This window comes from Streptomyces sp. NPDC042259, assembly GCF_055582085.1.
Window position 1 is genome coordinate 305,912 of record NZ_JBVJDW010000001.1, and the last position, 25,500, is coordinate 331,411.

At 72.6% G+C, this 25,500-nt stretch carries 26 protein-coding genes and 1 riboswitch; of the genes, 11 read left to right on the plus strand and 15 right to left on the minus strand.

Going from position 1 to position 25,500, the window contains the following annotated elements; translation table 11 throughout:
- Window positions 1-39: 39 nt before the first annotated feature.
- Both ACZ6MA_RS01395 and ACZ6MA_RS01400 read right to left on the minus strand, forming a co-directional pair.
- On the minus strand, window positions 40-405 hold the full coding sequence (locus ACZ6MA_RS01395) for an Rv2175c family DNA-binding protein (protein WP_469430131.1): 366 nt from the start codon (window positions 403-405) through the stop codon (window positions 40-42).
- A gap of 90 nt (window positions 406-495) precedes the next feature.
- On the minus strand, window positions 496-1,665 hold the full coding sequence (locus ACZ6MA_RS01400) for an NAD(P)/FAD-dependent oxidoreductase (RefSeq protein WP_469431150.1): 1,170 nt from the start codon (window positions 1,663-1,665) through the stop codon (window positions 496-498).
- A 229-nt stretch (window positions 1,666-1,894) separates the two neighbouring features.
- Window positions 1,895-2,006: riboswitch (TPP riboswitch) on the plus strand.
- Here ACZ6MA_RS01400 and thiO point away from each other — a divergent pair.
- The 5 genes from thiO to ACZ6MA_RS01425 all read left to right on the plus strand — a co-directional run bounded on the left by thiO (window position 2,004) and on the right by ACZ6MA_RS01425 (window position 7,328).
- The gene (gene thiO, locus ACZ6MA_RS01405) at window positions 2,004-3,203 is read left to right on the plus strand and encodes a glycine oxidase ThiO (protein WP_469430132.1); all 1,200 of its coding nucleotides are present in this window, start codon (window positions 2,004-2,006) and stop codon (window positions 3,201-3,203) included. (Overlaps the previous riboswitch by 3 nt.)
- A complete protein-coding gene (thiS, locus tag ACZ6MA_RS01410) occupies window positions 3,200-3,439 on the plus strand; it encodes a sulfur carrier protein ThiS (protein WP_469430134.1) in 240 nt (79 codons plus the stop codon). Before thiO ends, thiS begins: the two co-directional genes overlap by 4 nt.
- Before the next feature lie 60 nt (window positions 3,440-3,499).
- Entirely contained in the window at window positions 3,500-4,240 is a 741-nt protein-coding gene (locus ACZ6MA_RS01415; protein WP_469431152.1) for a thiazole synthase, read from the plus strand.
- Window positions 4,241-4,462: 222 nt separating this feature from the next.
- Window positions 4,463-6,430: a Stk1 family PASTA domain-containing Ser/Thr kinase gene (pknB, locus tag ACZ6MA_RS01420; protein WP_469430135.1), complete on the plus strand. Its 1,968-nt coding sequence runs from the start codon at window positions 4,463-4,465 to the stop codon at window positions 6,428-6,430.
- A 16-nt stretch (window positions 6,431-6,446) separates the two neighbouring features.
- A complete protein-coding gene (locus ACZ6MA_RS01425; protein WP_469430136.1) occupies window positions 6,447-7,328 on the plus strand; it encodes a deoxyribonuclease IV in 882 nt (293 codons plus the stop codon).
- A gap of 54 nt (window positions 7,329-7,382) precedes the next feature.
- On the opposite strand, the gene ACZ6MA_RS01430 is transcribed toward ACZ6MA_RS01425, so the two are convergent.
- Window positions 7,383-8,006, minus strand: a complete 624-nt coding sequence (locus tag ACZ6MA_RS01430) for a sulfite oxidase-like oxidoreductase (RefSeq protein WP_469430138.1) — start codon at window positions 8,004-8,006, stop codon at window positions 7,383-7,385.
- 153 nt (window positions 8,007-8,159) lie between these two features.
- Here ACZ6MA_RS01430 and bfr point away from each other — a divergent pair, with 153 nt between their 5' ends.
- Entirely contained in the window at window positions 8,160-8,639 is a 480-nt protein-coding gene (bfr, locus tag ACZ6MA_RS01435) for a bacterioferritin (protein WP_469430140.1), read from the plus strand.
- Window position 8,640: 1 nt separating this feature from the next.
- Here the strand turns inward: bfr and ACZ6MA_RS01440 are convergent, their stop codons facing one another.
- Window positions 8,641-8,895 (minus strand): (2Fe-2S)-binding protein, encoded by a 255-nt coding sequence (locus tag ACZ6MA_RS01440; RefSeq protein ID WP_469430141.1) that lies wholly within the window; start codon window positions 8,893-8,895, stop codon window positions 8,641-8,643.
- A gap of 121 nt (window positions 8,896-9,016) precedes the next feature.
- Window positions 9,017-10,366, minus strand: coding sequence for a class II 3-deoxy-7-phosphoheptulonate synthase (locus ACZ6MA_RS01445; protein ID WP_469430142.1), 1,350 nt, complete (start codon window positions 10,364-10,366; stop codon window positions 9,017-9,019).
- Between the two features lie 97 nt (window positions 10,367-10,463).
- Here ACZ6MA_RS01445 and ACZ6MA_RS01450 point away from each other — a divergent pair, with 97 nt between their 5' ends.
- Window positions 10,464-10,529: a trp operon leader peptide gene (locus ACZ6MA_RS01450; RefSeq protein WP_469431154.1), complete on the plus strand. Its 66-nt coding sequence runs from the start codon at window positions 10,464-10,466 to the stop codon at window positions 10,527-10,529.
- Window positions 10,530-10,618: 89 nt separating this feature from the next.
- Complete coding sequence (locus tag ACZ6MA_RS01455) at window positions 10,619-12,541, plus strand: anthranilate synthase family protein (protein WP_469430144.1); 1,923 nt, start codon at window positions 10,619-10,621, stop codon at window positions 12,539-12,541.
- A 91-nt stretch (window positions 12,542-12,632) separates the two neighbouring features.
- Here the strand turns inward: ACZ6MA_RS01455 and ACZ6MA_RS01460 are convergent, their stop codons facing one another.
- The 4 genes from ACZ6MA_RS01460 to ACZ6MA_RS01475 form a co-directional block, all read right to left on the minus strand.
- Window positions 12,633-13,664 (minus strand): 6-phosphofructokinase, encoded by a 1,032-nt coding sequence (locus ACZ6MA_RS01460; protein WP_469430146.1) that lies wholly within the window; start codon window positions 13,662-13,664, stop codon window positions 12,633-12,635.
- 40 nt (window positions 13,665-13,704) lie between these two features.
- A complete protein-coding gene (locus ACZ6MA_RS01465) occupies window positions 13,705-14,376 on the minus strand; it encodes a response regulator (protein WP_469430148.1) in 672 nt (223 codons plus the stop codon).
- A 70-nt stretch (window positions 14,377-14,446) separates the two neighbouring features.
- Window positions 14,447-15,703 carry a MacS family sensor histidine kinase gene (macS, locus tag ACZ6MA_RS01470; protein ID WP_469430149.1) on the minus strand — a complete coding sequence of 419 codons (1,257 nt, stop codon included), beginning with the start codon at window positions 15,701-15,703 and terminating at the stop codon, window positions 14,447-14,449.
- 23 nt (window positions 15,704-15,726) lie between these two features.
- Window positions 15,727-16,473 (minus strand): lysophospholipid acyltransferase family protein, encoded by a 747-nt coding sequence (locus ACZ6MA_RS01475; protein WP_207303895.1) that lies wholly within the window; start codon window positions 16,471-16,473, stop codon window positions 15,727-15,729.
- A gap of 126 nt (window positions 16,474-16,599) precedes the next feature.
- Here ACZ6MA_RS01475 and ACZ6MA_RS01480 point away from each other — a divergent pair, with 126 nt between their 5' ends.
- Window positions 16,600-17,391 carry an alpha/beta hydrolase gene (locus tag ACZ6MA_RS01480; RefSeq protein WP_469430151.1) on the plus strand — a complete coding sequence of 264 codons (792 nt, stop codon included), beginning with the start codon at window positions 16,600-16,602 and terminating at the stop codon, window positions 17,389-17,391.
- Window positions 17,384-18,013, plus strand: coding sequence for a hypothetical protein (locus ACZ6MA_RS01485; RefSeq protein WP_469430153.1), 630 nt, complete (start codon window positions 17,384-17,386; stop codon window positions 18,011-18,013). Before ACZ6MA_RS01480 ends, ACZ6MA_RS01485 begins: the two co-directional genes overlap by 8 nt.
- 275 nt (window positions 18,014-18,288) lie before the next feature.
- Here the strand turns inward: ACZ6MA_RS01485 and ACZ6MA_RS01490 are convergent, their stop codons facing one another.
- The 6 genes from ACZ6MA_RS01490 to ACZ6MA_RS01515 all read right to left on the minus strand — a co-directional run bounded on the left by ACZ6MA_RS01490 (window position 18,289) and on the right by ACZ6MA_RS01515 (window position 23,393).
- Window positions 18,289-19,035, minus strand: a complete 747-nt coding sequence (locus tag ACZ6MA_RS01490; RefSeq protein ID WP_469431156.1) for an endonuclease/exonuclease/phosphatase family protein — start codon at window positions 19,033-19,035, stop codon at window positions 18,289-18,291.
- Between the two features lie 77 nt (window positions 19,036-19,112).
- Window positions 19,113-20,054, minus strand: coding sequence for an ROK family glucokinase (locus ACZ6MA_RS01495; RefSeq protein ID WP_469430155.1), 942 nt, complete (start codon window positions 20,052-20,054; stop codon window positions 19,113-19,115).
- A gap of 57 nt (window positions 20,055-20,111) precedes the next feature.
- Window positions 20,112-20,606, minus strand: a complete 495-nt coding sequence (locus ACZ6MA_RS01500; RefSeq protein WP_469430157.1) for a DUF5304 domain-containing protein — start codon at window positions 20,604-20,606, stop codon at window positions 20,112-20,114.
- A 57-nt stretch (window positions 20,607-20,663) separates the two neighbouring features.
- A complete protein-coding gene (locus ACZ6MA_RS01505) occupies window positions 20,664-21,989 on the minus strand; it encodes an ArsA family ATPase (RefSeq protein ID WP_469430159.1) in 1,326 nt (441 codons plus the stop codon).
- Window positions 21,990-22,090: 101 nt separating this feature from the next.
- Window positions 22,091-22,540, minus strand: a complete 450-nt coding sequence (locus ACZ6MA_RS01510; protein WP_469430161.1) for an SRPBCC family protein — start codon at window positions 22,538-22,540, stop codon at window positions 22,091-22,093.
- A 79-nt stretch (window positions 22,541-22,619) separates the two neighbouring features.
- Window positions 22,620-23,393: a metallophosphoesterase family protein gene (locus tag ACZ6MA_RS01515; RefSeq protein ID WP_469430163.1), complete on the minus strand. Its 774-nt coding sequence runs from the start codon at window positions 23,391-23,393 to the stop codon at window positions 22,620-22,622.
- A gap of 268 nt (window positions 23,394-23,661) precedes the next feature.
- On the opposite strand from ACZ6MA_RS01515, the gene ACZ6MA_RS01520 reads away from it, so the two are divergent.
- Window positions 23,662-25,458 carry an AMP-dependent synthetase/ligase gene (locus ACZ6MA_RS01520; RefSeq protein WP_469430165.1) on the plus strand — a complete coding sequence of 599 codons (1,797 nt, stop codon included), beginning with the start codon at window positions 23,662-23,664 and terminating at the stop codon, window positions 25,456-25,458.
- Window positions 25,459-25,500: the final 42 nt, after the last annotated feature.

The following is a 25,500-nucleotide window of genomic DNA, read 5'->3' on the forward strand; positions in this document are numbered from 1 at the left end:
CGGTTGTCTCACTTCGCGTCTACGGCGCCTACGGGTGCGTCAGACGGCGAGCGCCTGGGCGCGGCGCTTCACCTCCGTGCCACGATTCTCGCGCAGCGCCTGCGCGGGAGTCCCGGGCAGGGTGGGGTCCGGGGTGAACAGCCACTCCAGCATTTCCTCGTCGCTGAAGCCGTCGTCCCGCAGCAGCGTCAGGGTCCCGGCCAGGCCCTTGACGACCTTGCCCTCGCCGACGAAGTCGGCGGGCACCTGGAGCACTCGGTTCTCGCCACGGCGCACGGCGATCAGCTGGCCTTCCTTGACCAGCTGCCGGACGCGCGTCACCTCGATATCGAGCATCTCGGCGATATCGGGGAGGTTGAGCCAGGCGGGGACGAGAGCATCAATCTTTGCGTCAATCTCGGTCACGGGACAAGCCTGCCATCTAGGACTGACAGTGGGTAGCCGGGTTGACCCGCGCCGGACCCGGAACCGGCCGGGCGAGCGGTGCGGACCGCGTCACAGCGCGGCGGTCTTCAGCGGCACGGCCGCGTCCGCGGCCTTCGTCCGGTCGATGGCGGCCCCGCGCTCGATGAGTTTGCGCCCCTGGGCCAGGTCACGGGGCCGGCCCACGGCCAGCAGGGCCACCAGAACGCCGGCGCGCAGCCAGCACACCGTCCAGGCGGCACCGTCGGGGTCGCCGCGCCACAGCAGCTCGTCGGCGGCCGCGTGGTGGCCCGCGTACTGCACGAAGCGGCCGAACTGCTCGGACCAGAAGTAGGGCACCGGGTCGTAGACCGGGCTCTCGGCCGGGCCGTGGACGATGTTCGCGGCGACGGTCCGGGGGCCCTGCAGGGCGTTGTCCCAGTGGTGCACCAGCAGCCGCTCGCCGTAGCGGGCGGAGGGGAAGGACGCGCAGTCGCCGACGGCGTAGACGTCGGGCAGGGAGGTGCGCAGCCGGTCGTCGGTGACGACGGAGCGGTCCGCCGCGAGCTCGACGCCCGAGCCGGCCAGCCAGCCGGTCGCGGGCCGCGCCCCGATGCCGACGACCACCGCGTCGGCCGCGAGCCGGGTGCCGTCGGCCAGCAGTACCGCGCCCGCCTCCACGGCGGCCACGCGGGCGCCGGTCAGCAGCCGGGCCCCGCTGTCGGCGTACCAGCGGGCCATGGGGGCGGCGACCTCGGGCGGCATGGCGCCCGCCAGCGGCAGTTCGGCGGCCTCCACGACCGTCACCCGGCAGCCCGCCTCGCGTGCGGCGGTCGCGAACTCCGCGCCGATCCAGCCCGCGCCGACCGCCACGACGTCGTGCCGCCCGGCCAGTACCGGGCGCAGCCGCTCGGCGTCGTCGAGGGTGCGCAGCAGGTGCACACCGGGCACGCCCTCGCTGCCGGGCAGGGCGAGGGGTTCGGCGCCGGTGGCGATGACCAGCACGTCGTAGGACACGGGCCCGGCGTCGGTCTCCAGCAGGTGTTCGGCGGCGCGCAGGCCGGTGGCCGCCCGGCCGAGGTCCAGCTCTATGCCGAGCGACGCGAAGTCCACCTCGAAGGCCGAGCCCTCGGCCTTGCCGAGCAGGACGGCCTTGGAGAGCGGCGGCCGGTCGTACGGCCGGTGGGGCTCGGCGCCCAGGACGGAGATCGCACCGCGCCAGCCCTGCTCGCGCAGGGCGACGGCGGTCTGCACCCCGGCCATCCCGGCGCCGACGATGACGACGCGCCGGTCGGTGGTGGTCTTCGCTGCTTTCCCGTGCTCGCTCACCCGATCACTGTAGGGCCGTGGCCTGTCCGTACCGGAGCACCCGCCGCGGAGACGTCTGACACAGCGTCACCACGGGCGGTCGCCGGGGCGTGCCGGGCGGCGCGGGCCTGGCCCGTCCGGCCGCCCTTCCGGTCCTTTCGCGGCGCGTACTAGGGTGGCCGTGCAAAGCACTCGCGGGAGCCCGGACGACCGGGCTGAGAGGGAGGCTGGACGGCCTCCGACCGTACGAACCTGATCCGGGTCATGCCGGCGAAGGGAGGGGCTGGACGCCCATGCACGCGTCTTCCACCATGCCCGCGGGGCCGGGCACGCCGTCGGACACCGTCTGCGACGTGCTCGTCGTCGGCGGCGGTGTCATCGGTCTCGTCACGGCGTGGCGCGCGGCGCAGCGCGGTCTGCGCACGGTCGTCGCGGACCCCGCGCCGGGCGGCGGCGCGGCCCTGGTCGCGGCGGGCATGCTGGCCGCCGTGACGGAGCTGCACCACGGTGAGCAGTGGCTGCTCGCTTTGAATCTGGCGTCCGCGCGGCGCTATCCGGCGTTCACGGCCGAGCTGGAGGAGGCGAGCGGCCAGGACACCGGTTACCGCGCCTGCGGCACCCTCGCCGTCGCCCTCGACGCCGACGACCGCGCCCATCTGCGGGAGCTGCACGCCCTCCAGCAGCGGTCCGGGCTGGAGGCGCAGTGGCTGTCGGGGCGCGAGTGCCGGCGGCTGGAGCCGATGCTCGCGCCGGGGGTGAGCGGCGGTGTGCGGGTGGACGGCGATCACCAGACCGATCCCCGGCGGCTCGCGAAGGCCCTGCTCATCGCCTGTGAGCGGGCCGGTGTCCGGTTCCACCGCGCGGCGGCGGCCCGCCTCACGGTCGGGGCGGAGCGCGCGACGGGGGCCGAGCTGGCCAACGGCACCCGGGTCGCCGCCGGGGCGACCGTGCTCGCCGCGGGCAGCCACAGCGGCCGTCTCGCGGGGGTCCCCGAGCGGGTGCTGCCCCCGGTCCGCCCGGTCAAGGGCCAGATCCTGCGGCTGCGGGTGCCCGGCCCGTACGCGCCGTTCCTGTCCCGGACCGTACGGGCGGTGGTCCGTGGCGGCCCGGTCTATCTGGTGCCGCGCGAGAACGGCGAGCTGGTCGTCGGAGCCACGACGGAGGAGCTGGGCTGGGACACCACCGTCACCGCCGGCGGGGTGTACGAGCTGCTGCGCGACGCCCACGAGCTGGTGCCCGGCATCACCGAGCTGCCCCTGGTCGAGACCCGCGCCGGGCTGCGCCCCGGCACCCCCGACAACGCGCCCCTGCTGGGGCCGACCGAACTGCCCGGCCTGCTCATGGCCACCGGCCACCACCGCAACGGCATCCTGCTCACCCCGCTCACCGGCGAGGTGATGGCCGAGGTGCTGACCGGTGGACGGCTGCCGGAGACGGCCCTTCCCTTCTCCCCCCGACGCTTCTCGAACGCGCTCCAGGAGCTGCCCGCATGAACCCCACCGATCCCACCGACCGCCCCGAGGCCCACGTCGGCATCCATGTCAACGGCGAGCGGCGCGAGGTGCCCCGGGGGCTGACCCTCGACGGCCTCGTCGCGGCCCTCACCACCGCGCGCGCGGGTGTCGCCGCCGCCGTCAACGAGGCCGTCGTCCCCCGTGGCCAGTGGACCGCCACGACGCTCGGCGACGGCGACCGCGTCGAGGTCCTCACCGCCGTGCAGGGGGGCTGATCCGTCGTGGCAGACGATTCGCTGACCATCGCCGGCACCGCGTTCTCCTCCCGGCTGATCATGGGCACGGGCGGGGCGCCCAGCCTCGACGTGCTGGAACGCGCGCTGCTGGCCTCCGGCACCGAGCTGACCACGGTCGCCATGCGCCGGCTGGACGCCGGTGTGCGGGGCTCGGTGCTCTCCGTCCTGGAGAAGCACGCCATCCGGGTGCTGCCGAACACGGCGGGCTGCTTCACCGCCGGTGAGGCGGTCCTCACCGCCCGGCTGGCCCGTGAGGCGCTCGGCACGAACTGGGTCAAGCTCGAGGTGATCGCCGACGAGCGCACCCTGCTGCCCGACCCGATCGAGCTGCTGGACGCCGCCGAGATCCTGGTCGACGACGGGTTCACCGTCCTGCCGTACACCAACGACGACCCGGTCCTGGCCCGCAAGCTGGAGGACGTCGGCTGTGCCGCGATCATGCCCCTGGGCTCCCCCATCGGCTCCGGCCTCGGCATCCGCAACCCGCACAACTTCCAGCTGATCACCGAACGCGCCGGGGTCCCGGTGATCCTCGACGCGGGCGCGGGCACCGCGTCCGACGCGGCGCTCGCCATGGAACTGGGGTGCGCGGCGGTGATGCTCGCCTCGGCGGTGACCCGCGCCCAGGAACCGGTGCTGATGGCGGAGGCCATGCGCCATGCGGTCCACGCGGGCCGCCTGGCCCACCGGGCGGGCCGCATCCCCCGCCGGCACTTCGCCGAGGCGTCTTCTCCTGCGGAGGGCTTGGCGCGATTGGATCCGGAGCGTCCGGCGTTCTAGGACGGGCCCCGGGCCCGCAGGCGATGTGGCCGGCCTCAGCCAAAACCAGCCCGTCCGGCGATTGAGGACGCGCCCGCAGGGCGCCCGCCGCCGCAGGCGGCACCACCGGCCGGTAGCCGAAGATCCGCCGACCAGGCGAAAGGTCACAAAAAGACAAGCGGCACCGCCAGGGTAGGCGCACCGCGTTCGAGCTGTCCGTCGTGGCTCGTAGACTCGTGTGCCGTGGATACGACCCTGGGGGACCCGCTCGTCGGGCACGTGCTCGACAGCCGCTATCGCGTCGAGGCGCGGATCGCCGTCGGTGGCATGGCCACGGTCTACCGGGCCGTCGACACCCGGCTCGACCGCGTGCTCGCGCTGAAGGTGATGCATCCGGGCCTGGCCGCCGACGCGGCCTTCGTGGAGCGCTTCATCCGCGAGGCCAAGTCCGTGGCGCGGCTCGACCACCCCAATGTGGTGGGCGTCTTCGACCAGGGCACCGACGGCGTCTATGTGTACCTGGCGATGGAGTACGTGGCCGGGTGCACGCTGCGCGACGTGCTGCGCGAGCGCGGGGCGCTCCAGCCGCGCGCCGCGTTCGACATCGTGGAGCCCGTCCTGGCCGCGCTGGGCGCCGCCCATCTGGCCGGGCTGGTGCACCGGGACATGAAGCCGGAGAACGTGCTGATCGGCGACGACGGCCGGGTCAAGGTCGCCGACTTCGGGCTGGTGCGGGCCGTGGACACCAACACCACGACCAACAGCGGCTCGGTGCTGGGCACCGTGTCGTACCTCGCGCCCGAGCAGCTGGAGCACGGCACCGCCGACACCCGCGCCGACGTCTACGCCTGCGGTGTCGTCCTCTACGAGATGCTCACCGGCTCCAAGCCGCACACCGGCAGCACCCCCGCCCAGGTGCTCTACCGCCACCTCCACGAGGACGTACCGCCGCCGTCGGGGACCGTCCCGGGGCTGGCGGCCGAGCTGGACGCCCTGGTGGCCGCCGCGACGGCGCGTGATCCCCGGCTGCGCCCGGCGGACGCGATCGCGTTGCTGGGGCTGGTCCACGGGGTGCGCGAGAGCCTGTCCGACGAGCAGCTCGACGTGGTGCCGCCGCGGGCCGCGGCCGACGGCGGCGACGGGGAGCCTGCCTCGGACCACGCCGGTTCCGAGGACCGTACGAGCGTGATCCCGCGAACCCCCGCCGCGCCGCCCGCGCCCGCCCCCGACGATCACCTCGACCACACCACGCGACTGGAGCCCGTGCTCTCGCCGCCACCCCCGCCGGCACCGCCGGGCACCGTGCCGCGCCCGGGCCGGCGGCGGCCGTCGCGCGGGCTGCTCGCCGTGCTCGCGGCGGTGCTGCTGGTGCTGGCGGGCACGGGCGTCTGGTACATCAATTCCGGCCAGTTCACGAAGGTCCCGGCCGTCCTGGACATGCCACGGGAGAAGGCCGAGCGGGAGCTGCGCGGGGCCGGCCTCGGGGTGAAGGTCAAGGAGGAGGTCAGCGACACCATCGAGCGCGGCCACGTCATCTCCACCGACCCCGGGCCGGGCGGCCGTATCCGCAACACCGGCAAGGTGACGATCGTCCTGTCCAAGGGTCCCGCCCGGGCCGAGGTGCCCAATGTCGTCGGCATGCCCTTCGGCACCGCGAAGCGGAAGATCGAGGACGCGGGGCTGACGGTCGGCGAGGTCGGCCGGCAGTTCAGTGGTGAGACCCCGCAGGACTCGGTGCTCGCGACCGACCCGAAGCCGGGCGTGGAGCGCCGTCCGGGCACGGCCGTTGCCCTGACCGTCAGCAAGGGCGAGGCGCTGGACGTGCCGGACGTGAGCGGGCTGTCCATCGGGGACGCCACCTCCGCGCTGGAGGGGCGGGGCCTGAAGGTCAAGGTCGCGGACGACCCCGTCTTCTCCGACAAGGAGAAGGGCGCGGTGGCCGGCCAGTCCCCCGCCCGGGGCGAGCGGGTGGCCAAGGGCGACACCGTCACCATCACGGTCTCCAAGGGCAAGGAGATGGTCGAGGTCCCCGACGTCACCGGCAGGAGCGAGGCCGACGCCAAGAGGGCGCTGACGGCCGCGGGCTTCGCGGTGAAGGTGGACCGCCCGTTCCTCTTCCCCCGGGACTCGGTCGAGGGCCAGTCGGTCAAGGGCGGCGACAAGGCGCCCAAGGGCGACACCATCACCATCCGTCTCAAGGGCGGTCTCTGAAGCCGTGAACGGAACCATGAACGCACCGCTGACCGGGCGCGCCCGCAATCCCGTCGGCGGCCACATCCCGGTGGCCGGCGGTCTGGCCAGGGTCGGTCTGCCGTACGCCCGGGAGATGGGCGCCGAGGCCGTGCAGGTCTTCGTCGCCAATCCGCGCGGCTGGGCGACCCCGTCCGGCAACGCCCGGCAGGACGAGGAGTTCCGCGCCGCCTGCGCGGCCGAGTCGCTCCCCGTCTTCGTGCACGCCCCCTACCTGATCAACTTCGGTTCGCACACCGAGGCGACGGCGGAGAAGTCCGTGGAGTCGATGCGGCACTCGCTGCGCCGGGGTCGGGCGATCGGGGCGCGCGGCGTGGTCGTGCACACCGGTTCGGCGACCGGCGGCCGGCCGCGCCACGAGGCCCTGGCGCAGGTCCACGAGCGGCTGCTGCCGTTGCTGGACGAGCTGACCCACGACGACGACCCGTGGCTGCTGCTGGAGCCGACGGCAGGTCAGGGAGCCTCGCTCTGCTCACTGATGGCGGACCTCGGCCCGTACTTCGACGCGCTGGAGCACCACCCGAAGCTCGGGGTCTGCCTGGACACCTGCCATGTCTTCGCGGCCGGTCACGACCTCGCCGAGACCGGCGGGATGAAGCGGACGCTCGACGAACTGGTCTCCGTCGTGGGCGAGGGCAGGCTGCGGCTGATCCACGCGAACGACTCCCAGGAGACCGTCGGCGCGCACCGGGACCGGCACGAGAACATCGGTTCCGGCCACATCGGCGCCGACCCGTTCGCGGAGCTGTTCACCCACCCGGCGACCGAGGGCGTCCCGCTGACGATCGAGACCCCGGGCGGCAAGGAGGGGCACGCCGCGGATGTGGCACGGCTGAAGTCGCTGCGCGACGGTGGGTAGTGGCGGTTTGCACCACCGCTGCGCGGCGGTGTCCTCAATCGCCGGACGGGCTGGTCAAAGTTCCGGCCCGTCCCCCGGCTCCTCCTGGTAGGAGTAGCGCTGCTCACGCCAAGGGTCGCCGACATTGTGGTAGCCGCGCTCTTCCCAGAAACCCCGGCGGTCGGTGGTCATGTATTCGACACCGCGCACCCATTTGGGGCCCTTCCAGGCGTACAGGTGCGGTACGACGAGCCGGACCGGGAAGCCGTGCTCGGCGGTGAGCGGCTCGCCGTCCTTGTGGGTGGCGAACATCGTCGTCTCGGCGGTGAAATCGGCGAGCCGCAGATTCGAGCTGAAACCGTACTCGGCCCACACCATCACATGGGTGACCTCGGGGGCGGGCGGTGCGAGTTCGAGGATCGTACGGGCCGAAACACCACCCCATTCCGCGCCGAGCATGCTGTACTTCGTGACGCAGTGCAGATCCGCGACGACCGTCGAATACGGCAGGGCGGAGAAGGCGTCATGATTCCAGCAGTGCTTGTCACCGTCGGCGGTCGAGCCGAAGACGCGGAACTCCCAGCGGTCGGGCTTGAACTTCGGCACCGGTCCGTAGTGCGTCACCGGCCAGCCGCGCTGGAGACGCTGCCCCGGAGGCAGCTGAAGATGTTCCCCTTTGCGGCTTTCCGACTGACCCATGGGTCCATGGTGTCAGACCTGCGGGTGTGGTGATGACCAGGGGTTCCGCTAGTGGGGCAACTCCCACTAAGTGTGCACTTACTGGACGCTTCCGAGGGGCGGTGCGAGGATGCGGCCTACCTGCCAGTCATCCTCTTGGAAGGAGCCTCTGCGATGCAGGGCGACCCCGAGGTCATCGAATTTCTCAATGAGCAGCTGACTGCCGAGCTGACGGCCATCAACCAGTACTTCCTGCACGCGAAGATGCAGGAGAACTTCGGCTGGCCCAAGCTCGCGAAGCACACCCGGGCCGAGTCGTTCGACGAGATGAAGCACGCGGAGATCCTGACCGACCGGATCCTGTTCCTGGACGGGCTGCCGAACTACCAGCGGCTCTTCCACGTCCGGATCGGACAGACGGTGACCGAGATGTTCCAGGCCGACCGGCAGGTGGAGGTCGAGGCCATCGACCGCCTCAAGCGCGGCGTGGAGGTCATGCGGGCCAAGGGCGACATCACCTCGGCGAACATCTTCGAGTCGATCCTCGCGGACGAGGAGAGCCACATCGACTATCTCGACACCCAGCTGGACCTGGTCGAGAAGCTCGGTGAGCCGCTGTACCTCGCGCAGCTGATCGAGCAGCCGGACAGCTGACTCAGGCCGCCTGCGCCTGGGGTATCCCGGCCGGCTGGGCGCTGAGCACCGCCGGGTCGCCCTGGTCGGCGAGTTCCCGGCGGGGGCACGCGCCACGGCCGAGGATGGCCTGGATGCGGCGGACACAGCCGCCGCAGTCGGTGCCGGCCTTGCAGGCGGAGGCGATCTGGCGGGGAGTGCACGCCCCGCTGTCCGCGTGCTCGCGCACCTGCCGCTCGGTGATCCCGAAGCATGAGCAGACGTACACGCGGTTCACCGCCTCACCGGGTTGATCAATAAGGTTACCCTTACCTTACCCGGCCCGGTCGGGGATTAACAACGCAGTGGGGCGCGGATCACTTCGATCCGCGCCCCACTGTGCGTTTCCGCCGGGTCCGCTACTGGTCCCGGTACATCTCCGCGACCAGGAACGCCAGGTCCAGGGACTGGCTGCGGTTGAGGCGCGGGTCGCACGCCGTCTCGTAGCGCTGGTGCAGATCGTCGACGAAGATCTCGTCGCCGCCGCCCACGCACTCCGTGACATCGTCACCGGTCAGCTCGACGTGGATGCCGCCCGGGTGGGTCCCGAGGCTCTTGTGGACCTCGAAGAAGCCCTTGACCTCGTCGAGCACGTCGTCGAAGCGGCGGGTCTTGTGGCCCGAGGCCGCCTCGAAGGTGTTGCCGTGCATCGGGTCGCTGATCCAGACGACCTGCGCACCGGACGCCGTGACCTTCTCGACGAGCGTCGGGAGCTTGTCCCGGATCTTGTCGGCACCCATGCGGGTGATGAAGGTGAGCCGGCCCGGCTCGCGCTCGGGGTCGAGCCGCTCGATGAGGGTCAGCGCGTCCTCGGGCGTCGTCGACGGGCCGAGCTTCACCCCGATCGGGTTTCGGATCTTCGACGCGAACTCGATGTGCGCGCCGTCGAGCTGCCGGGTGCGCTCGCCGATCCACAGCATGTGGCCCGAGACGTCGTACAGGTCGCCGGTGCGCGAGTCGACACGGGTCAGCGCCGACTCGTAGTCCAGGACGAGCGCCTCGTGCGACGAGAAGAACTCGACCGTCTTGAACTCCTCCGGGTCCACCCCGCAGGCGTTCATGAAGTTCATCGCGCGGTCGATCTCCCGGGCGAGCGCCTCGTAGCGCTGGCCGGAGGGGGAGGACTTCACGAAGTCCTGGTTCCAGGCGTGCACCTGGCGCAGGTCCGCGTAGCCGCCGGTGGTGAAGGCGCGGACCAGGTTCAGGGTGGAGGCGGAGGCGTTGTACATCCGCTTGAGCCGCTGCGGGTCCGGGGTACGCGCTTCGGGGGTGAAGGCGAAGCCGTTGACGGAGTCGCCGCGGTAGGTCGGCAGGGTCACGCCGTCGCGGGTCTCGGTCGGCTTCGAGCGGGGCTTGCTGTACTGGCCGGCGATGCGGCCCACCTTCACGACGGGCACCGACCCGGCGTAGGTCAGCACCGCGCCCATCTGCAGGAGCGTCTTGAGCTTGTTGCGGATCTGGTCGGCGCCGACGGCGTCGAACGCCTCCGCGCAGTCGCCGCCCTGGAGCAGGAACGCCTCACCGCGGGCGACGGCTCCCAGACGGTGCCGCAGCTGGTCGCACTCGCCCGCGAAGACCAGCGGGGGATACGACTCGAGCTCGGCGATCACATCGCGCAGAGCCTCTTGATCCGGCCAGTCAGGCTGCTGCGCCGCGGGCAGGGAGCGCCAGGTGTTGCCACCGGCGTGGAGTTCAGCGTTCACGGTCACACTCCAACATTACGGGGTCGGGTCGTCGGTCCATCCGCCGGTTCGACATCTGAGACGGCCCGCACTCGGATGTCGGGGTTCCGGTAGGGTGCGCAGCATGTTCGCGCCGACGACCCAGAACTGGTGGTGGACCGCTCTCAGGCGGCCCACCGATCGCGCGTAGCAGCACACTCACCGCGAAGGCCGCCCCCGAGGGGCGGCCTTCCGTGTTTCACGGGCCGTTCCCTCCCCGCACCGGAAGGAACACCCCAGATGCCCGACACCTCCGCCCTCCTCGCCCGGCTGACCGATCCCGCCTGCCCGCCCTTCGCCCTCCTGCGCCGCCGCGTCCCCGGCCGCCCGCACGGCGCCGGGACCGATCACGTCGAGCTGCTGCTCGGCCCGGTGGGCGAGGCCGGGCGCCTCGCCGACATCCCCCTGCCGCCCGCCGCCCCCGCCGAGGGCGGCCCCGCGCACGACGCGCTCGCCCTGGTGCCGTTCCGGCAGATCCGCGAGCGCGGCTTCGCGGCCCGCGACGACGGGACGCCACTGCTGGTGCTGCGCCCCGAGGAGTCGTACGAGCTGCCGCTCGCCGAGGTCCTCGCCGCGCTGCCCGCGCACGACGTGCGGGTCGAGGGCGGGGCCTTCGACGTGAGCGACGAGGAGTACGCGCGGATCGTCGAGCGGGTGATCGAGGACGAGATCGGCACGGGCGAGGGTGCCAACTTCGTCGTCCGGCGGACCTTCGAGGGTGAGATCCACGGCTTCGCGGCGGCCGACGCGCTGGCCCTGTTCCGGCGGTTGCTGGCCGGGGAGCGCGGGGCGTACTGGACGTACGTGGTGCACACGGGCGACCGGACGCTGGTGGGGGCCAGCCCGGAGGCGCACGTACGGATGTCCGGCGGGACGGTCGTGATGAACCCGATCAGCGGCACCTACCGCTACCCCGCCGAGGGCCCCACCGCCGAGGGACTGCTGTCGTTCCTGCACGACCGCAAGGAGGTGGAGGAGCTTTCCATGGTGGTGGACGAGGAACTGAAGATGATGTGCACGGTCGGGGACATGGGCGGTGTGGTGGTCGGCCCCCGGCTCAAGGAGATGGCCCATCTCGCGCACACCGAGTACGAGCTGCGCGGGCGCTCCTCGCTGGACGTGCGGGAGGTGCTTCGGGAGACGATGTTCGCGGCGACCGTGACCGGTTCGCCGGTGCAGAACGCCTGCCGGGTCATCGGGCGGTACGAGCCGGAGGGGCGCGGCTACTACGCGGGGGCGCTGGCCCTCATCGGCCGGGACGCGTCCGGCGCCCGGACGCTCGACTCGCCGATCCTCATCCGGACCGCCGACATCGACCGGCGCGGCCGGCTGCGGGTGGCGGTCGGCGCCACGCTCGTACGCCACTCCGACCCCGCCGGGGAGGTCGCCGAGACGCATGCCAAGGCGGCCGGTGTGCTCGCGGCGCTCGGCGTCCGCGCCGCGCGCGGCACCGCGCCCGCGCCGGCCCCGGCCCGGCTCGGTGACGACCCGCGCGTACGGGCCGCGCTCGACGCCCGGCGCGCGGACCTGGCGCCGTTCTGGCTGCGCATGCGGGCGGCGTCGTCGACGGCGAAGCTGTCGGGGCACGCGCTCGTCGTCGACGGCGAGGACACCTTCACGGCGATGCTGGCGCATCTGCTGCGCACCTCGGGGCTGGCCGTCACCGTGCGCCGCTACGACGAGCCGGGGCTGCGGGACACGGCGCTGGGCCACGCCGGCCCGGTGGTGCTGGGGCCCGGTCCCGGCAACCCCTCGGACCCGGCCGACCCCAAGATGCGGCTGCTGCGCGGGCTGACGGGCGAGCTGCTGCGGGAGCAGCGGCACGGGCTGCTGGGGGTGTGCCTGGGGCACGAGCTGATCGCGGCGGAGCTGGGCCTGGACGTCGTCCGCAAGGCGGACCCGGCGCAGGGCGCGCAGCGGCGGATCGACTTCTTCGGGCGCCCGGAGACGGTCGGCTTCTACAACACGTTCACGGCGCGCTGCACGGACAGGGCCCAGGAGGAACTGGCGATGCACCGGGTGGAGGTCGCCCGGGACGCCTCCGGCGAGGTCCACGCCCTGCGCGGCCCCGGCTTCGCGGGGGTCCAGTTCCACCCGGAGTCGGTGCTGACGCTGAACGGCGCGACGATCGTGGCGGACCTGCTGGCGTCGGTACTGGTCTGAGGGACTCTCCCACCTCGATCGCCGGGCAGGCTCCTCGGAGCCCGTCCGGCGATCGAGGACGGTCTTTCGGCTCCCGGCGGTAGCCGGGATCTCATCCGAACAGAAGCTTCGCTTCCTCGTACCGATCGGACGGCACCGTCTTCAGTCGGGCCGTCGCCTCGCCGAGCGGCACCCGGACGATCTCCGTGCCGCGCAGCGCCACCATCGTCCCGAAGTCGCCGTCCCGCACCGCGGAGATCGCGTGCAGTCCGAACCGCGTCGCCAGCCACCGGTCGAACGCGCTCGGGGTCCCCCCGCGCTGTACGTGGCCCAGCACTATCGTGCGTGCCTCCTTTCCGGTGCGGCGCTCGATCTCCCCGGCGAGCCACTCCCCCACCCCGGACAGCCGGGCATGGCCGAAGGAGTCCCGCGCGCCGGCGTTCTTCAGGACCAGGTCGCCGTCCTTCGGCATGGCGCCCTCCGCGACCACGACGATCGGGGCGTAGCTGGCGCGGAAGCGGGACGTGACCCAGCCGCACACCTCGTCGAGGTCGAAGCGCTGTTCGGGGATGAGGATGACGTTGGCGCCGCCGGCCATGCCGGAGTGCAGGGCGATCCAGCCCGCGTGCCGGCCCATGACCTCCACGACGAGGACGCGCATGTGCGACTCGGCGGTGGTGTGCAGCCGGTCGATGGCCTCGGTGGCGATGTTGACGGCGGTGTCGAAGCCGAAGGTGTAGTCGGTGGCGGAGAGGTCGTTGTCGATGGTCTTGGGGACGCCGACGCAGGCGATGCCGTACTCGGCGCACAGCCGGGAGGCGACGCCGAGGGTGTCCTCGCCGCCGATGGCGATCAGGGCGTCCACCCGGTCCTTGGCGAGGGTGTCCTTGATCCGGCGGACGCCGTCCCGCTCGTTGAAGGGGTTGGTCCGTGATGATCCGAGCACGGTGCCGCCGCGCGGCAGGATCCCGCGCACGGCCGGGATGCCGAGGGGCGTCGCCGCTCCTTCGAGCGGTCCGCGCCAGCCGTCCTTGTAGCCGAGGAATTCGTAGTCGTAACGCTGGACGCCCTTGCGGACGACGGCGCGGATGACCGCGTTGAGCCCGGGGCAGTCACCGCCACCGGTCAGTACTCCGACCCGCATGACACCTTCCCTTCAGCCGGGTACGCCCGGCCGCGGAGGGTCAGGCGTCGTCGAGACCTCGCTCTATCGCGTAGCGCACCAGCTCTACGCGGTTGTGCAACTGGAGCTTGCCCAAGGTGTTCTGCACATGGTTCTGCACCGTGCGGTGGGAAATAACCAGCCGCTCGGCGATCTGTTTGTAGGAGAGGCCCTTGGCGACGAGACGCAGCACCTCGGTCTCCCGGTCGGTGAGCCGGGGGGCCTTCGGTTCGTCGGGGGCGGCGGGGGCCGGGTCGGAGGCCAGCCGCCGGTATTCGCCGAGCACCAGTCCGGCCAGCCCGGGGGTGAAGACGGGGTCGCCGGCGGCGGTCCGGCGTACGGCATCCACCAGTTCGCCGGTGCTGGCCGACTTCAGCAGATAGCCGGTCGCCCCGGACTTCACCGCCTCCAGGACGTCCGCGTGCTCGCCGCTGGCGGAGAGCACCAGGACGCGCAGGGCGGGGTTCTCCTGGACCAGTTCCTTGCAGACGGCCACACCGGGCAGACCGGGCAGATTGAGGTCGAGGACCAGGACGTCGGGGACCACGGCCTGGGCGCGCCGGACCGCCTGCGGGCCGTCCCCGGCGGTGGCCACGACGTCGAACCCGGCGGCGGCCAGATCGCGGGCGACCGCGTCCCGCCACATGGGGTGGTCGTCGACCACCATGACCCGTACGGCCTGCTCTTCACTCATCGGGATGTCACTCATCGCTCGTCACCCGCACCGGGCTCGTCGCCCCGGTGCCTTCCCTTGCGGTTCGCGTTCACGCGCCGGCGCGCGGAACTCTCAGTTCGACTTCGGTGCCCTGTCCCGGCACCGACACCAGCTCCGCGCTGCCGCCCAGGTCGCGCAGCCGGCCGCGGATCGACAGCGCGACGCCCATGCGTCCCTCCCGCTCGGCGTCCGCCAGCCGGCCTTCGGCGATGCCCGGGCCGTCGTCCCGCACGGTGACGATCACCTCGCCGGGCTCGTCCTCCAGCAGGATCCAGGCCCGCGCGCCGTCACCGGCGTGCTTGGCCACATTGTCCAGGGCGGCACCGACGGCCGCGGCCAGTTCCGCCGCGGCGGCCGCCTCCAGCAGCACGGGCGTACCGGGCCCGGCGAAGGAGACACCGGCTCCGGCGTAGGGGGCGAGGAGCGCCTGGAGGTCGCAGGGCCCCGAGGGCACGGCGGCGGGGGCGGTGTGGGTGACCGTCCGCACCAGTTCGGCGTCCTCAACGAGCTGCGCGGCCGAGCGCTGCGGGGGCAGCAGGCCACCGGCGACGAGGGTGCGCAGCGCGATCTCCTGCTCGCCCGCCATCCGGCCCAGCTCGGCGGCCTCGCCGCCGAGCGCGGTGCCGCGGCGCTGCACCATGGCCAGCACCTGCAGGACGCCGTCGTGGATGTCGCGGGCCAGCCGCTCGCGCTCGCGGGTCGCCGCCTCGATCGTCAGGGCACGGGCGAGCGTGCGCTCACTGGCGCGGGCCACCTCGACGATGTAGCCGATGGCGATGCTGGAGACCCACACCAGCAGCACGTTGTGGACCGTGTCGCGGGCGGCGCCGCCGCGCTCGATGAGGTTGGCGACGGCCACGAGCGTGGAGCCGACGGCCGCCCAGCGCCAGCCGCCCTTGATGGCACAGCCCAGCACGGCGCCGCCCGCCCAGATGGACGGCAGGGTGGCCGCGCCGCTCGCGATGCGCTCGGCGGAGTCGATGACGGAGGTCAGCAGGATGCCGGCCAGCGCGATGGTGAGATCGGCGGCCAGGAACCGTCTGGTGCAGCGCTCGGGTGCCGTCACCCGGTTCCAGGTCAGCAGCATCCATACGGTCAGCGCGCCCATGTAGAGGGCGGCGCCGAGCGGGTGCGCGTACTCGCGGTAGTTGAGGACGAAGAGGGCGAGGGCGTAGCCGAGGGTGATGATCCGGTAGCCGGTCAGCGCACGCCACAGCGGCAGCTCCACGGACATGCGGACGGCACGCGGCCGCTTGCCGCCCGGTGCCCGCGATATGCCCGGTGGCGTGTGTGTCGCCTCGGTCATCGACCCCACCCCCCGCCGGGCGCTCAGGCCTCGGGCTGCTTGCCGGCCTTGTCGAGGCCGGCCGCCTTGGCCGCCTTCTCCTCCTCGGCCTTGCGCTTGGCCTCTTCCGCGATCTGCCGCTTGGCGGCCGTCGCGTAGATGTCGACGTACTCCTGGCCGGACAGCTCCATGATCTTGTACATGACCTCGTCGGTCACCGAGCGCAGGATGAAGCGGTCGCCGTCCATGCCGTGGTAACGGCTGAAATCGAGCGGTTCACCGATCCGGATGCCCGGGCGGATCATCTTGGGCAGCACCTTCCCGGGCGGCTGCACCTTCTCCGTGTCGATCATCGCGACGGGGATCACGGGGGCGCCGGACAGCAGCGCCACCCGGGCGAGACCGCCGGGCTTGCCGCGGTAGAGACGCCCGTCCGGGGAGCGGGTGCCCTCGGGGTAGATACCGAACAGCTCACCGCGCTCCAGCACCTCGATGCCGCTCTTGATCGCGGCCTCACCCGCGCCGCGGCCGCCGGAACGGTCGACGGGGAGCTGGCCGACGCCCTTGAAGAACGCGGCCGTCAGCTTCCCCTTGACCCCTGGGGAGGTGAAGTACTCCTGCTTCGCGATGAACGTGACCTTCCGGTCGAGCACCGCGGGAAGGAAGAAGGAGTCCGAGAAGGACAGGTGGTTGCTCGCCAGGATCGCGGGCCCCTCCGCCGGGATGTTCTCCAGGCCCTCCACCCACGGCCGGAAGGCAAGCTTCAGCGACCCGCCGATGGACAGCTTCATAGCGCCGTAGAACAACCCAGAACCTCCTGTAGTGACGAGGAGACCTTAACCTGCCTACCCGCCGTGCGGCGCTCCGCGTACGCTGAGGGCCAGACCCCTTTCCCGTTCCATCGATCGGAGATCCCGGTGCCGCTCCTCCCCGGCGCCGAGCCGTTCCGCCACGTCGGCGGAGAGGTCGGCGTCCTTGTGTGTCACGGCTTCACCGGTTCCCCGCAGTCCGTACGGCCCTGGGCCGATTATCTCGCGGAACGCGGCCTGACGGTGTCGCTTCCCCTCCTCCCCGGCCACGGCACCCGCTGGCAGGACATGCAGCTCACCGGGTGGCAGGACTGGTACGCGGAGGTGGACCGCGAGCTGCGGTCCCTGCGCGAGCACTGCTCCGAGATCTTCGTGTGCGGGCTGTCGATGGGCGGGGCGCTCGCGCTGCGGCTCGCGGCCCTGCACGGTGACGTGGTCCGCGGCGTCGTCGTGGTCAACCCCGGCAACAAGGTGCACGGCCTCGCCGCCAAGGCGCTGCCCGTGGCGCGCCATCTGCTGCGCAGCACCAAGGGCATCGCCAGCGACATCGCCAAGCCGGGCGCGGCCGAGATCGGCTACGACCGGGTGCCGCTGCACGCCGCGCACTCGCTGCGCCGCTTCTTCCGGCTGGTCGACGCCGAACTTCCGCAGGTCACCCAGCCGTTGCTGCTGCTGCACAGCCCCGACGACCGGGTGGTCCCCGCCGCCGACTCGGCGCGCATCCTGGCCCGCGTCTCCTCCCGGGACATCACCGAGCGGCTGCTGGAGCGCAGCCGCCACGTGGCGACCCTCGACCACGACGCCGATCTGATCTTCAAGGACACGTACGCGTTCATCAGCCGGCTGAGCACGGCTGCCGACGCGGACGCCGGCAAGGAGGGGACGGCCACCCGTGGCTGAGCGCGACGCCGGCCGCGACGAGAGCCGCGACCCACTGGACGAGGACGCGGCCTGGGCGGAGCTCGTCGCCGCGTACGGCGAACAGCCCGACCCCGCCAAGGGCCGCTGGCCCGCCTCCGGTGATGTCACGGACGAACTCGACGACCGCGACCGGGCCCCGGACCGTCCCGTTCCGGACAGGCCGGACGATGCCGCCGCCGACGGCCCGGACGGCCCCGACGACGACCGGGACGGCACCACCAGGACCGCCCCGGCCGCCCCCGGGCAGCCGGACCGGCCGGGTAGCTTCATCGTCTACGCCCCCGGCGTCGGCCCCCGCGACCGGCCCGAGCCGGGGCCCGGCGGCGCCGACGAGGCGGACGAGGCGGACGAGGGCCACTTCGTCCCCCCGGAGCCGCCGCCGCTGCCCACCGGCGATGTCACCGCCCGTTTCGCCTGGATCGCCGTACTCGGCGGACCGCTGCTCCTGCTGATCATGGTGCTGCTGCGCCAGGAGCTGACGTGGTGGATGACCACCCTCGGCGTCGGCGGCTTCCTCGGCGGCTTCGCCACGCTGGTGCTCCGCATGAAGGACGGCGACGACGAGGACAACGACGACCCGGGCCGCGGAGCGGTCGTATAGGGCACCCGCATTGTCCTCAATCGCCGGACGGGCTAATTTTCCGAGCCCGCCCGGCGCTTGCAGACCGGGCCCGGCGAAAACAGCCCGCCCGGCGCTCGACCGGGGCCCGGCAAAACTCAGCCCGTCCGGCGATTGAGGACCGGGGTCCGGGGCGGAGCCCCGCGCAACCGGGCCGGCACCCGGATACCCACCGGGGCCCGAGGCCAAGGGCCCCGCGCAACCGGGCCGGCACCCGGACATCCACCGGGGCCCGAGGTCAAGGGGCCCGCACAGCGCTAAGCGGCCGGCACCCGCACAACCGCCAACACCGGCAGGTGATCCGTGGCGGACCTCAGATCCCGCTCCGCGACCCCCGCCAATCCCATCGGGACCCCGCAGCCGAGGATCTCCACGCCCTCGGTCGCGAAGACCGCGTCGATGCGTTGGAGGGGGTCGCCGAGCCGGGTGGTGTGCTCGCGCCCCCACGGCTTCGTGGCCCAGCCGTCCTGGAGGGCGCCCGCGAGGAGCTTGAACGTCCTCCCGTCGGGCCGGTCGTTGAGATCGCCCGCCGCGACGGCGTGCGGGACGCCGAGGGAGGCGAGCCGCTCGAGGAGCAGTCGGCCCTGGCCGTAGCGTTCCTCGTCCTTCATGCTCAGGTGGCAGCTGAGGACACCGAGCCGGGCCCGGCCGAAGCGGAGCACGGCGGTGGCGAAGCCGCGCTGGTGCAGACCGGGGGTGCGGGGCAGCAGGACGTCCTCCGCGCTCTCCACCGTGGCGCGCAGCGAGGAGAGGATCATCGGGCCGGAGGCGGTGGCCCCGCCGGTGACGTACACCAGGCCGGAGGTACGGGCGAGGCGGGCGGCGGCCTTGCGCCAGCGGAAGAAGCGCGGCGCTTCCTGGACGCAGACGACATCGGGGGCGCAGGCCCGGATGACGCGGGCCAGCGCCCCTGTGTCGTCACGCATGGAGCGGATGTTGTAGCTGAGTACGCGGACGACGGCCGAACCGTCGGACTCCGTCCGGGATGCGGGCAGGTCGTGCAGCACGGTGCTTTCCCTTTCCGCCGTGGGCGGCGAGCGATGCGGAACGGGGCCCGGCGCCGCCGGGCCCCGCCGTCGGGTCACCCCTGGCGTGCCAGGTCGGCGGCGCCGACGAGACCGGCCTTGCCGCCCAGCTGCGCGGCGAGCACCTGCGCGTGCGGGCGCCACTGGCCGCCGATCAGCCAGCGCTTGAAGGACTTGCGGATGGGGTCGAGCACGAGGTCACCCTCGTCCGAGACCCCGCCGCCGACGATGAACGCGGACGGGTCGAAGAGCGAGGCCAGGTCGGCCAGGCCCGCGCCTGCCCAGCGGGCCAGCTCGCGGAAGGAGTCGATGGCGACCGGGTCGCCCTGCCGGGCGGCGGTGCTGATGTGCTTGCCCTCGATGCCCTCGACGGTGCCGTCACCGAGCCCCAGCAGGATCGCCGCGTTCTCCGGGGTGGCGTTGGCGCGCTGCTTGGCGTAGCGGACGAGGGCGCGCCCGGAGGCGTACTGCTCCCAGCAGCCCTGGCTTCCGCAACCGCACAGCAGGCCGTCGGGGACGACCCGGATATGGCCGAATTCGGCCGCCACACCGAAGCGGCCGCGGCGCAGCTTGTTGCCGATGATGATGCCGCCGCCCAGGCCGGTGCCCAGGGTGATGCAGATGACGTCGTCGTGGCCCTGGCCGGCGCCGAAGCGGTATTCGCCCCAGGCGGCGGCGTTGGCGTCGTTCTCCACGACGACCGGGAGGCCGACGCGCTGCTCGACCTTGTCCTTGAGGGCCTCGTGACGCCAGTTGATGTTGGGGGCGAACAGGACGGTGGCCCGCTTGTCGTCCACGTAACCGGCGGCACCGATACCGACCGCCTCGACGGCGTGCCCGACACCGACCGTGCGCACCGCGTCCGCGATGGCGTCGACGACCGCTTCGGGGGTCGGGGGGGTGGGCACCTTGCAGGTCGCGAGGATCTTGCCCTCTTCGTCGACCACGCCGGCCGCGATCTTCGTGCCGCCGATGTCGACGCCGATGGTGAGTCCCATGTATCCCTCAGTTATTCGCTCGAACCCCGCCACGGCCCACCGTACCGGAGGCCCAGGTCAGTCAAGGTCGATGCGCTCGCTTCCGCCGGCGGCTCCGTCGCCCTTGCCGGGCGGGGTGCGGTCGTCGGGGGCGGTCCGGCCGGCGGGCGCGGACGCCGGGCTCTCGCCCCGGGTCCAGCGGCCCTCCTGGCCCTGGACGGCGGCGCGGTAGGCGGCGAGCAGTTCGGAGCCCGCGGAGGCCAGGTGGTCGAAGACGTCGGGGTTGCGCTCGATGACGGGCTCGACCACCGCCTTCGCCTGGGTGACGAGCTGGCGCACGGCGCCCTGCGCGGCCGCCCCGGCGAGTGGCAGTTGGAGCCCCGCGACCTTGTCGGCGACGGCGTCGACGAGCTTGCGCAGCTCCTCGGCGGCGCTGCCGGTGGCCGGCCCCTGCCGTCCGTACTCCGCGCGGCGGCGGGCCTTCTCCGCGGCGAGATCCTCGGCGCAGGCCCGCTCCCAGGCGTCGTGGTCGGCCTCCCCTTCGAAGACGGGGCGCTCGTTGGCTTCGCTCATGGCGGACTCCTGCGGGCTGGTTTTTCCTTCGACGTTACCCGAACGGCGTAGTGCCGTTCAGCCGCTCCGCGGCCAGAGGCCGGGGTCGGGGGTGAACCGCACGCACAGGGCGCCGTCGCGCAGCGCGGCGCCGGAGACGGTGCAGCGGCGCAGCGCGGACGGCAGGGGCAGGACGCGGCGGAACGGTCCGACGCCGACGATCAGCTCGTCGCCCCGGCGGACCAGGTCCAGTGACTCACGGTCGGCGCCGGGCAGCGGCAGCCGCCAGACGAGGACGCCGTCGGCGACGGTGCGGTCCTCCACGGACCAGGCGTCGGGCTCCCCGACGCCGTCCGGGCCGTCCGGGCCCGGGCCGGTCCAGCCGTCGAGTTCGTCGGTCAGGCCGTCCCCCTCGACGATCCCGGTCCCGCCGATGGTGGTCGAGCGGGCGCGGCCGGCCAGTTCGGCGAGGTCCCGGGCGCCCCGTGGGCCACGGCCGAGGTGCGGCAGCGCGCAGACGGTGACGGCGTCGACGAGGAACTCCTCGCGCAGCGCCTTCAGCGCGGTGTGCTGCTCGGCGGCCAGCCCGGCGAGCCAGGGGTCCGCCGTGCCCGTCCCGGGGGCGTCGGGCAGCAGCCGGTTGGTGACGAGGGTGTCGATCCGGCAGCCCTGGAGGGCGAGCCCGGCGCGGGCGACGCGCACCTCCTCGGCGGCGACCGGCCCGGGGTCCACGACGAGGCGTAGGGTCGTGTCCCTCGCCTCGATGACCCGCTGCACGGCGGCCAGCTCCGCTTCCCAGCGCTCGGCGGTCTCGTACAGCCGCTGTGCGGGCATCGGCACCCCGGCCAGTTGCGCGAGCATCGGCCGCAGCGCGCGGGCCGCCTGCCGTTCGGGGGGCAGCAGCCGGCGCAGATAACGGCGCAGCTGTTCGGGCAGGGCGAGCAGCCTTATGGTCTCCGGCGCGGGCGGCATGTCGACGACGAGCAGGTCCCAGGGGGTGTCACCGGTGTGGGCGGCGCGCAGCGCGGTGAGGATCGCCAGGGGTTCGGCGCCGGGGAGTTCGGTGAGTTCCTCGGCGTCGAGGGGGGTCGCGCCGAGCAGGTCGAAGAGGGAGGCGCCACGGTCCTGGAGTTCGCGGGCGCGGTCGCGGAAGTGCTCGCCGACGGCGATGCGGGCCGCCCGGAGGCCGGGGGCGACCTCGACGGGCGGCGCCCAGGGGGCAGGGCCCCCGGGTCCGGCGGGCGGCGCCGGCAGCGCGACGCCGAGGACCGCCTCGGGCGCGGGGCCGCGGTCGGAGGTGAGCAGCAGCACGCGCCGCCCCTGGCGGGCCGCGGCGAGTGCCGTGGCCGCCGCGGTGGTGGTACGGCCCGCGCCGCCGGGACCGGTGACGAGGACCGTACGCAAGGTGGAGCCTCCGGCGATGAGGTGCAGGGGTGACGCGGTGGGCGCGGCGGTGGCCGGACGGCCGGGCCGTCCGCCGCACCGGGCCGGGTCGGTGGGTCGGTTCAGGAGGCGGGGCCGCTCTCGACGCGTTCCTTGAGGCCCTGCAGGGCGCGGTCGATGATGACCTTCTCCGCCTTGCGCTTGATCATTCCGAGCATGGGGATCTTGACGTCGACCGTGAGCTGGTACGTCACCTCGGTGTGCGCGCCGCCGGCCACGGGGGCCAGACTGTAGGAGCCGTCGAGCTGGCGCAGCATCTGGGACTTGACCAGCGACCAGCTCACCACGTTGTCGGCGGGCCAGCTGTAGGCCAGCGTGTGGTCGTCCTTGATCGCACCGGCGTCGAGGACCAGGCGTACCTGCTCGGCACGGCCCTGCTCGTCCTTGGCGAGGACCTCGGCCTGCTTGACCTCGCCGGTCCACTCCGGGTAGCGGTCGAAGTCGGCGATCACCGACATGACCTCGGCCGGGGCCGCCTCGATCGTGATGCTCGAGCTGGTGTGTTCCGCCATCGCCGTGGCTCCTCCGTACCGGTCCCGCTGCCGCGTGTGCCTCGTGTGCCTGCCGGTGAAGGCTACATCGCGCGGCCGGTCACCACTCCAGTGCCCACGGAGTACCGGACGACGCGAAATGGCCGACATTGACGCACTCGGTGCCGCCGATGCGCATCCGCTGGGCGAGCGGCTGGTGGACATGTCCGAAGAGGGCGTACTTGGGGCGGGTGGCCTTGATCGTCTCCAGTAGTGCCGAGCTGCCGCGCTCGAAGCGGCGGGCGACGGTGTCGTAGCAGAGCTCGGGCACGTCGGGCGGGATGTGGGTGCAGAGCACGTCGACCTCGCCGAGGGCGGCGAGCTTCGCGGCGTAGGTCTCGTCGTCGATCTCGTAGGGGGTGCGCATCTGCGACCGGAGGCCGCCGCCGACGAAGCCGAAGACCCGGCCGCCGATCTCGGCGCGCTCGCCGTCGAGGATGGTCGTGCCGGGCCGGGCGTACTCGGGCCACAGGCCGGGGATGTCGACGTTGCCGTAGGTGGCGTAGGTGGGGGTGGGGAACGCGGCGAACAGCTCGGCGTACTGCCCGCGCACGGCCTTCTCGACGGCCGCGTCCCGGTCTATTCCGGCCCACAGGCGCCGGGCCAGCGCGCGGGCCTCCTCGAAGCGGCGGGCCGTGCGCAGTTCCACGAGCCGGTCGGCGTTCTCGACGCCGAACAGCTCGGGGAAGATGCCGCGCGCGTGGTCGGCGTAGTCGAGGAAGAGGACCAGGTCGCCCAGGCAGACCAGGGCATCGGCACCGTCGCCCGCCCGGGCCAGGGCCGCGCTGTTGCCGTGCACATCACTGACCACGTGAATCCTGAAGCCACCTCGCATGCGGATCACCCTAGGCGTGCGGCCCGGCCTTCGGAAGGGCCCCGACCTGCGGTTACTTCCGGGTTACCAAAGCTAGGGGCTAGGGTTCGGACAGCAGTCCCGTGGCATGTGACGCATAGAACATCTGGACGCGACCCCTATTCGAATAGCCGTACCGGTGGGTAACGTCCGGGCAGTCCACTACCCCCCTTGCCTGATCATGGACCGCAGCCGACGCAGCGCCCCTCGAAGACGCGGCGGCGCCGGCGCCCGACGAGGAGCAGCAGTCTTGCGCGAGTTCAGCCTTCCGGCCCTGTACGAGGTCCCCGCGGACGGAAACCTGACGGATCTGATCCGCCGCAACGCCGCGCAGCATCCTGATGTCGCCGTCATAGGGCGCAAGGTCGACGGTGTGTGGCAGGACGTCACCGCCACCCGGTTCCTGGCGGAGGTCCGTGCGGCCGCCAAGGGCCTGATCGCCTCCGGCATCCGCCCCGGCGACCGGGTCGCCCTGCTGTCCCGCACCCGCTACGAATGGGCGCTGCTGGACTTCGCCATCTGGAGCGCGGGCGCGGTGACCGTGCCGGTCTACGAGACCAGCTCGGCCGAGCAGATCCAGTGGATCCTCGGCGACTCCGGGGCCGTGGCCGCTCTGGTGGAGTCCCCCGCGCACGAGGCGGCCGTGGAGTCCGTGCGGGACCGGCTGCCCGACCTCGCGAACATCTGGCAGATCGAGCGCGGGGCGCTCGACCGGCTGCGGGCCGCCGGCGAGGAGCTGAGTGACGAGGTGGTCGACGAGCGCAGCGCCCTCGCCACCGCCGACTCCCCCGCCACCATCGTCTACACCTCGGGCACCACGGGCCGCCCGAAGGGCTGTGTGCTGACCCACCGCAGCTTCTTCGCGGAGTGCGGCAACGTGGTCGAGCGGCTCAAGCCGCTCTTCCGCACCGGCGACTCCTCCGTGCTGCTCTTCCTGCCCGCCGCGCACGTCTTCGGCCGGCTGGTCGAGATCGCCTCGGTGATGGCCCCGATCCGGCTGGGCCTGGTCAGCGACATCCGCAATCTCACCGACGACCTCCAGTCCTTCCGGCCGTCGCTGGTGCTGGGCGTGCCGCGGGTCTTCGAGAAGGTCTACAACGGTGCGCGGGCCAAGGCCCAGGCGGACGGCAAGGGCAAGATCTTCGACCGGGCCGCGGACACCGCGATCGCCTACAGCCGCGCGCAGGACACCCCGGCGGGCCCCTCGTTCGGTCTGCGGATCAAGCACAAGATCTTCGACAAGCTGGTCTACGGGAAGCTGCGCGCGGTGCTCGGCGGCCGGGCCACCCACGCGATCTCCGGCGGTGCGCCGCTGGGCGAGCGGCTCGGCCACTTCTACCGCGGCATCGGCTTCACGGTCCTGGAGGGCTACGGGCTGACCGAGACGTGTGCCGCGACCGCGTTCAACCCGTGGGACCGGCAGAAGATCGGTTCGGTCGGGCAGCCGCTGCCGGGGTCGGTGGTGCGCATCGCCGACGACGGCGAGGTGCTGTTGCACGGCGAGCACCTGTTCACGGGCTACTGGAACAACGAACAGGCCACGAAGGACGCCCTCTCCGACGGCTGGTTCCACACCGGTGACCTGGGCACGCTCGACGAGGACGGCTACCTCGCGATCACCGGCCGGAAGAAGGAGATCATCGTCACGGCGGGCGGCAAGAACGTCGCGCCCGCGGTGATCGAGGACCGGATCCGCTCGCACGCCCTGATCGCCGAGTGCATGGTCGTCGGCGACGGCCGGCCGTTCGTGGGCGCGCTGATCACCCTGGACGAGGACTTCCTGCCGCGCTGGCTCGCCGAGCACGGCCGTCCGGCCGGTACGACGCCGACCCAGCTGGCCGACGACGCCGAGCTGCTGGCCGATGTGCAGAAGGCGGTCGACGACGGCAACGCGGCGGTCTCCAAGGCGGAGTCGGTGCGTAAGTTCCGCATCCTGCCCGCCCAGTTCACGGAGGAGTCGGGGCACGTGACGCCGTCGCTGAAGCTGAAGCGGAACGTGGTGGCGAAGGACTTCGCGGGCGAGATCGAAGCGATTTACCACGCGTAGCGGTGCGCGGAAAGGACTGCCCTCGATCGCCGGGCGGGCTTG

What these genes read in the sequence shown, in the direction of transcription:
- thiO (WP_469430132.1), top strand. Translation starts at nt 2,004, where the DNA reads ATGCACGCGTCTTCCACCATGCCCGCGGGGCCGGGCACGCCGTCGGAC.
- ACZ6MA_RS01400 (WP_469431150.1), bottom strand. Translation starts at nt 1,665, where the DNA reads ATGGCCGGGGTGCAGACCGCCGTCGCCCTGCGCGAGCAGGGCTGGCGC.
- ACZ6MA_RS01430 (WP_469430138.1), bottom strand. Translation starts at nt 8,006, where the DNA reads ATGGGTCAGTCGGAAAGCCGCAAAGGGGAACATCTTCAGCTGCCTCCG.
- ACZ6MA_RS01415 (WP_469431152.1), top strand. Translation starts at nt 3,500, where the DNA reads ATGGGCACGGGCGGGGCGCCCAGCCTCGACGTGCTGGAACGCGCGCTG.
- ACZ6MA_RS01475 (WP_207303895.1), bottom strand. Translation starts at nt 16,473, where the DNA reads ATGAAGCTGTCCATCGGCGGGTCGCTGAAGCTTGCCTTCCGGCCGTGG.
- ACZ6MA_RS01495 (WP_469430155.1), bottom strand. Translation starts at nt 20,054, where the DNA reads ATGGGACTCACCATCGGCGTCGACATCGGCGGCACGAAGATCGCGGCC.
- thiS (WP_469430134.1), top strand. Translation starts at nt 3,200, where the DNA reads ATGAACCCCACCGATCCCACCGACCGCCCCGAGGCCCACGTCGGCATC.
- ACZ6MA_RS01460 (WP_469430146.1), bottom strand. Translation starts at nt 13,664, where the DNA reads ATGCGGGTCGGAGTACTGACCGGTGGCGGTGACTGCCCCGGGCTCAAC.
- ACZ6MA_RS01425 (WP_469430136.1), top strand. Translation starts at nt 6,447, where the DNA reads ATGAACGCACCGCTGACCGGGCGCGCCCGCAATCCCGTCGGCGGCCAC.
- ACZ6MA_RS01455 (WP_469430144.1), top strand. Translation starts at nt 10,619, where the DNA reads ATGCCCGACACCTCCGCCCTCCTCGCCCGGCTGACCGATCCCGCCTGC.
- ACZ6MA_RS01510 (WP_469430161.1), bottom strand. Translation starts at nt 22,540, where the DNA reads ATGGCGGAACACACCAGCTCGAGCATCACGATCGAGGCGGCCCCGGCC.
- ACZ6MA_RS01500 (WP_469430157.1), bottom strand. Translation starts at nt 20,606, where the DNA reads ATGAGCGAAGCCAACGAGCGCCCCGTCTTCGAAGGGGAGGCCGACCAC.
- bfr (WP_469430140.1), top strand. Translation starts at nt 8,160, where the DNA reads ATGCAGGGCGACCCCGAGGTCATCGAATTTCTCAATGAGCAGCTGACT.
- macS (WP_469430149.1), bottom strand. Translation starts at nt 15,703, where the DNA reads ATGACCGAGGCGACACACACGCCACCGGGCATATCGCGGGCACCGGGC.
- ACZ6MA_RS01515 (WP_469430163.1), bottom strand. Translation starts at nt 23,393, where the DNA reads ATGCGAGGTGGCTTCAGGATTCACGTGGTCAGTGATGTGCACGGCAAC.
- ACZ6MA_RS01465 (WP_469430148.1), bottom strand. Translation starts at nt 14,376, where the DNA reads ATGAGTGAAGAGCAGGCCGTACGGGTCATGGTGGTCGACGACCACCCC.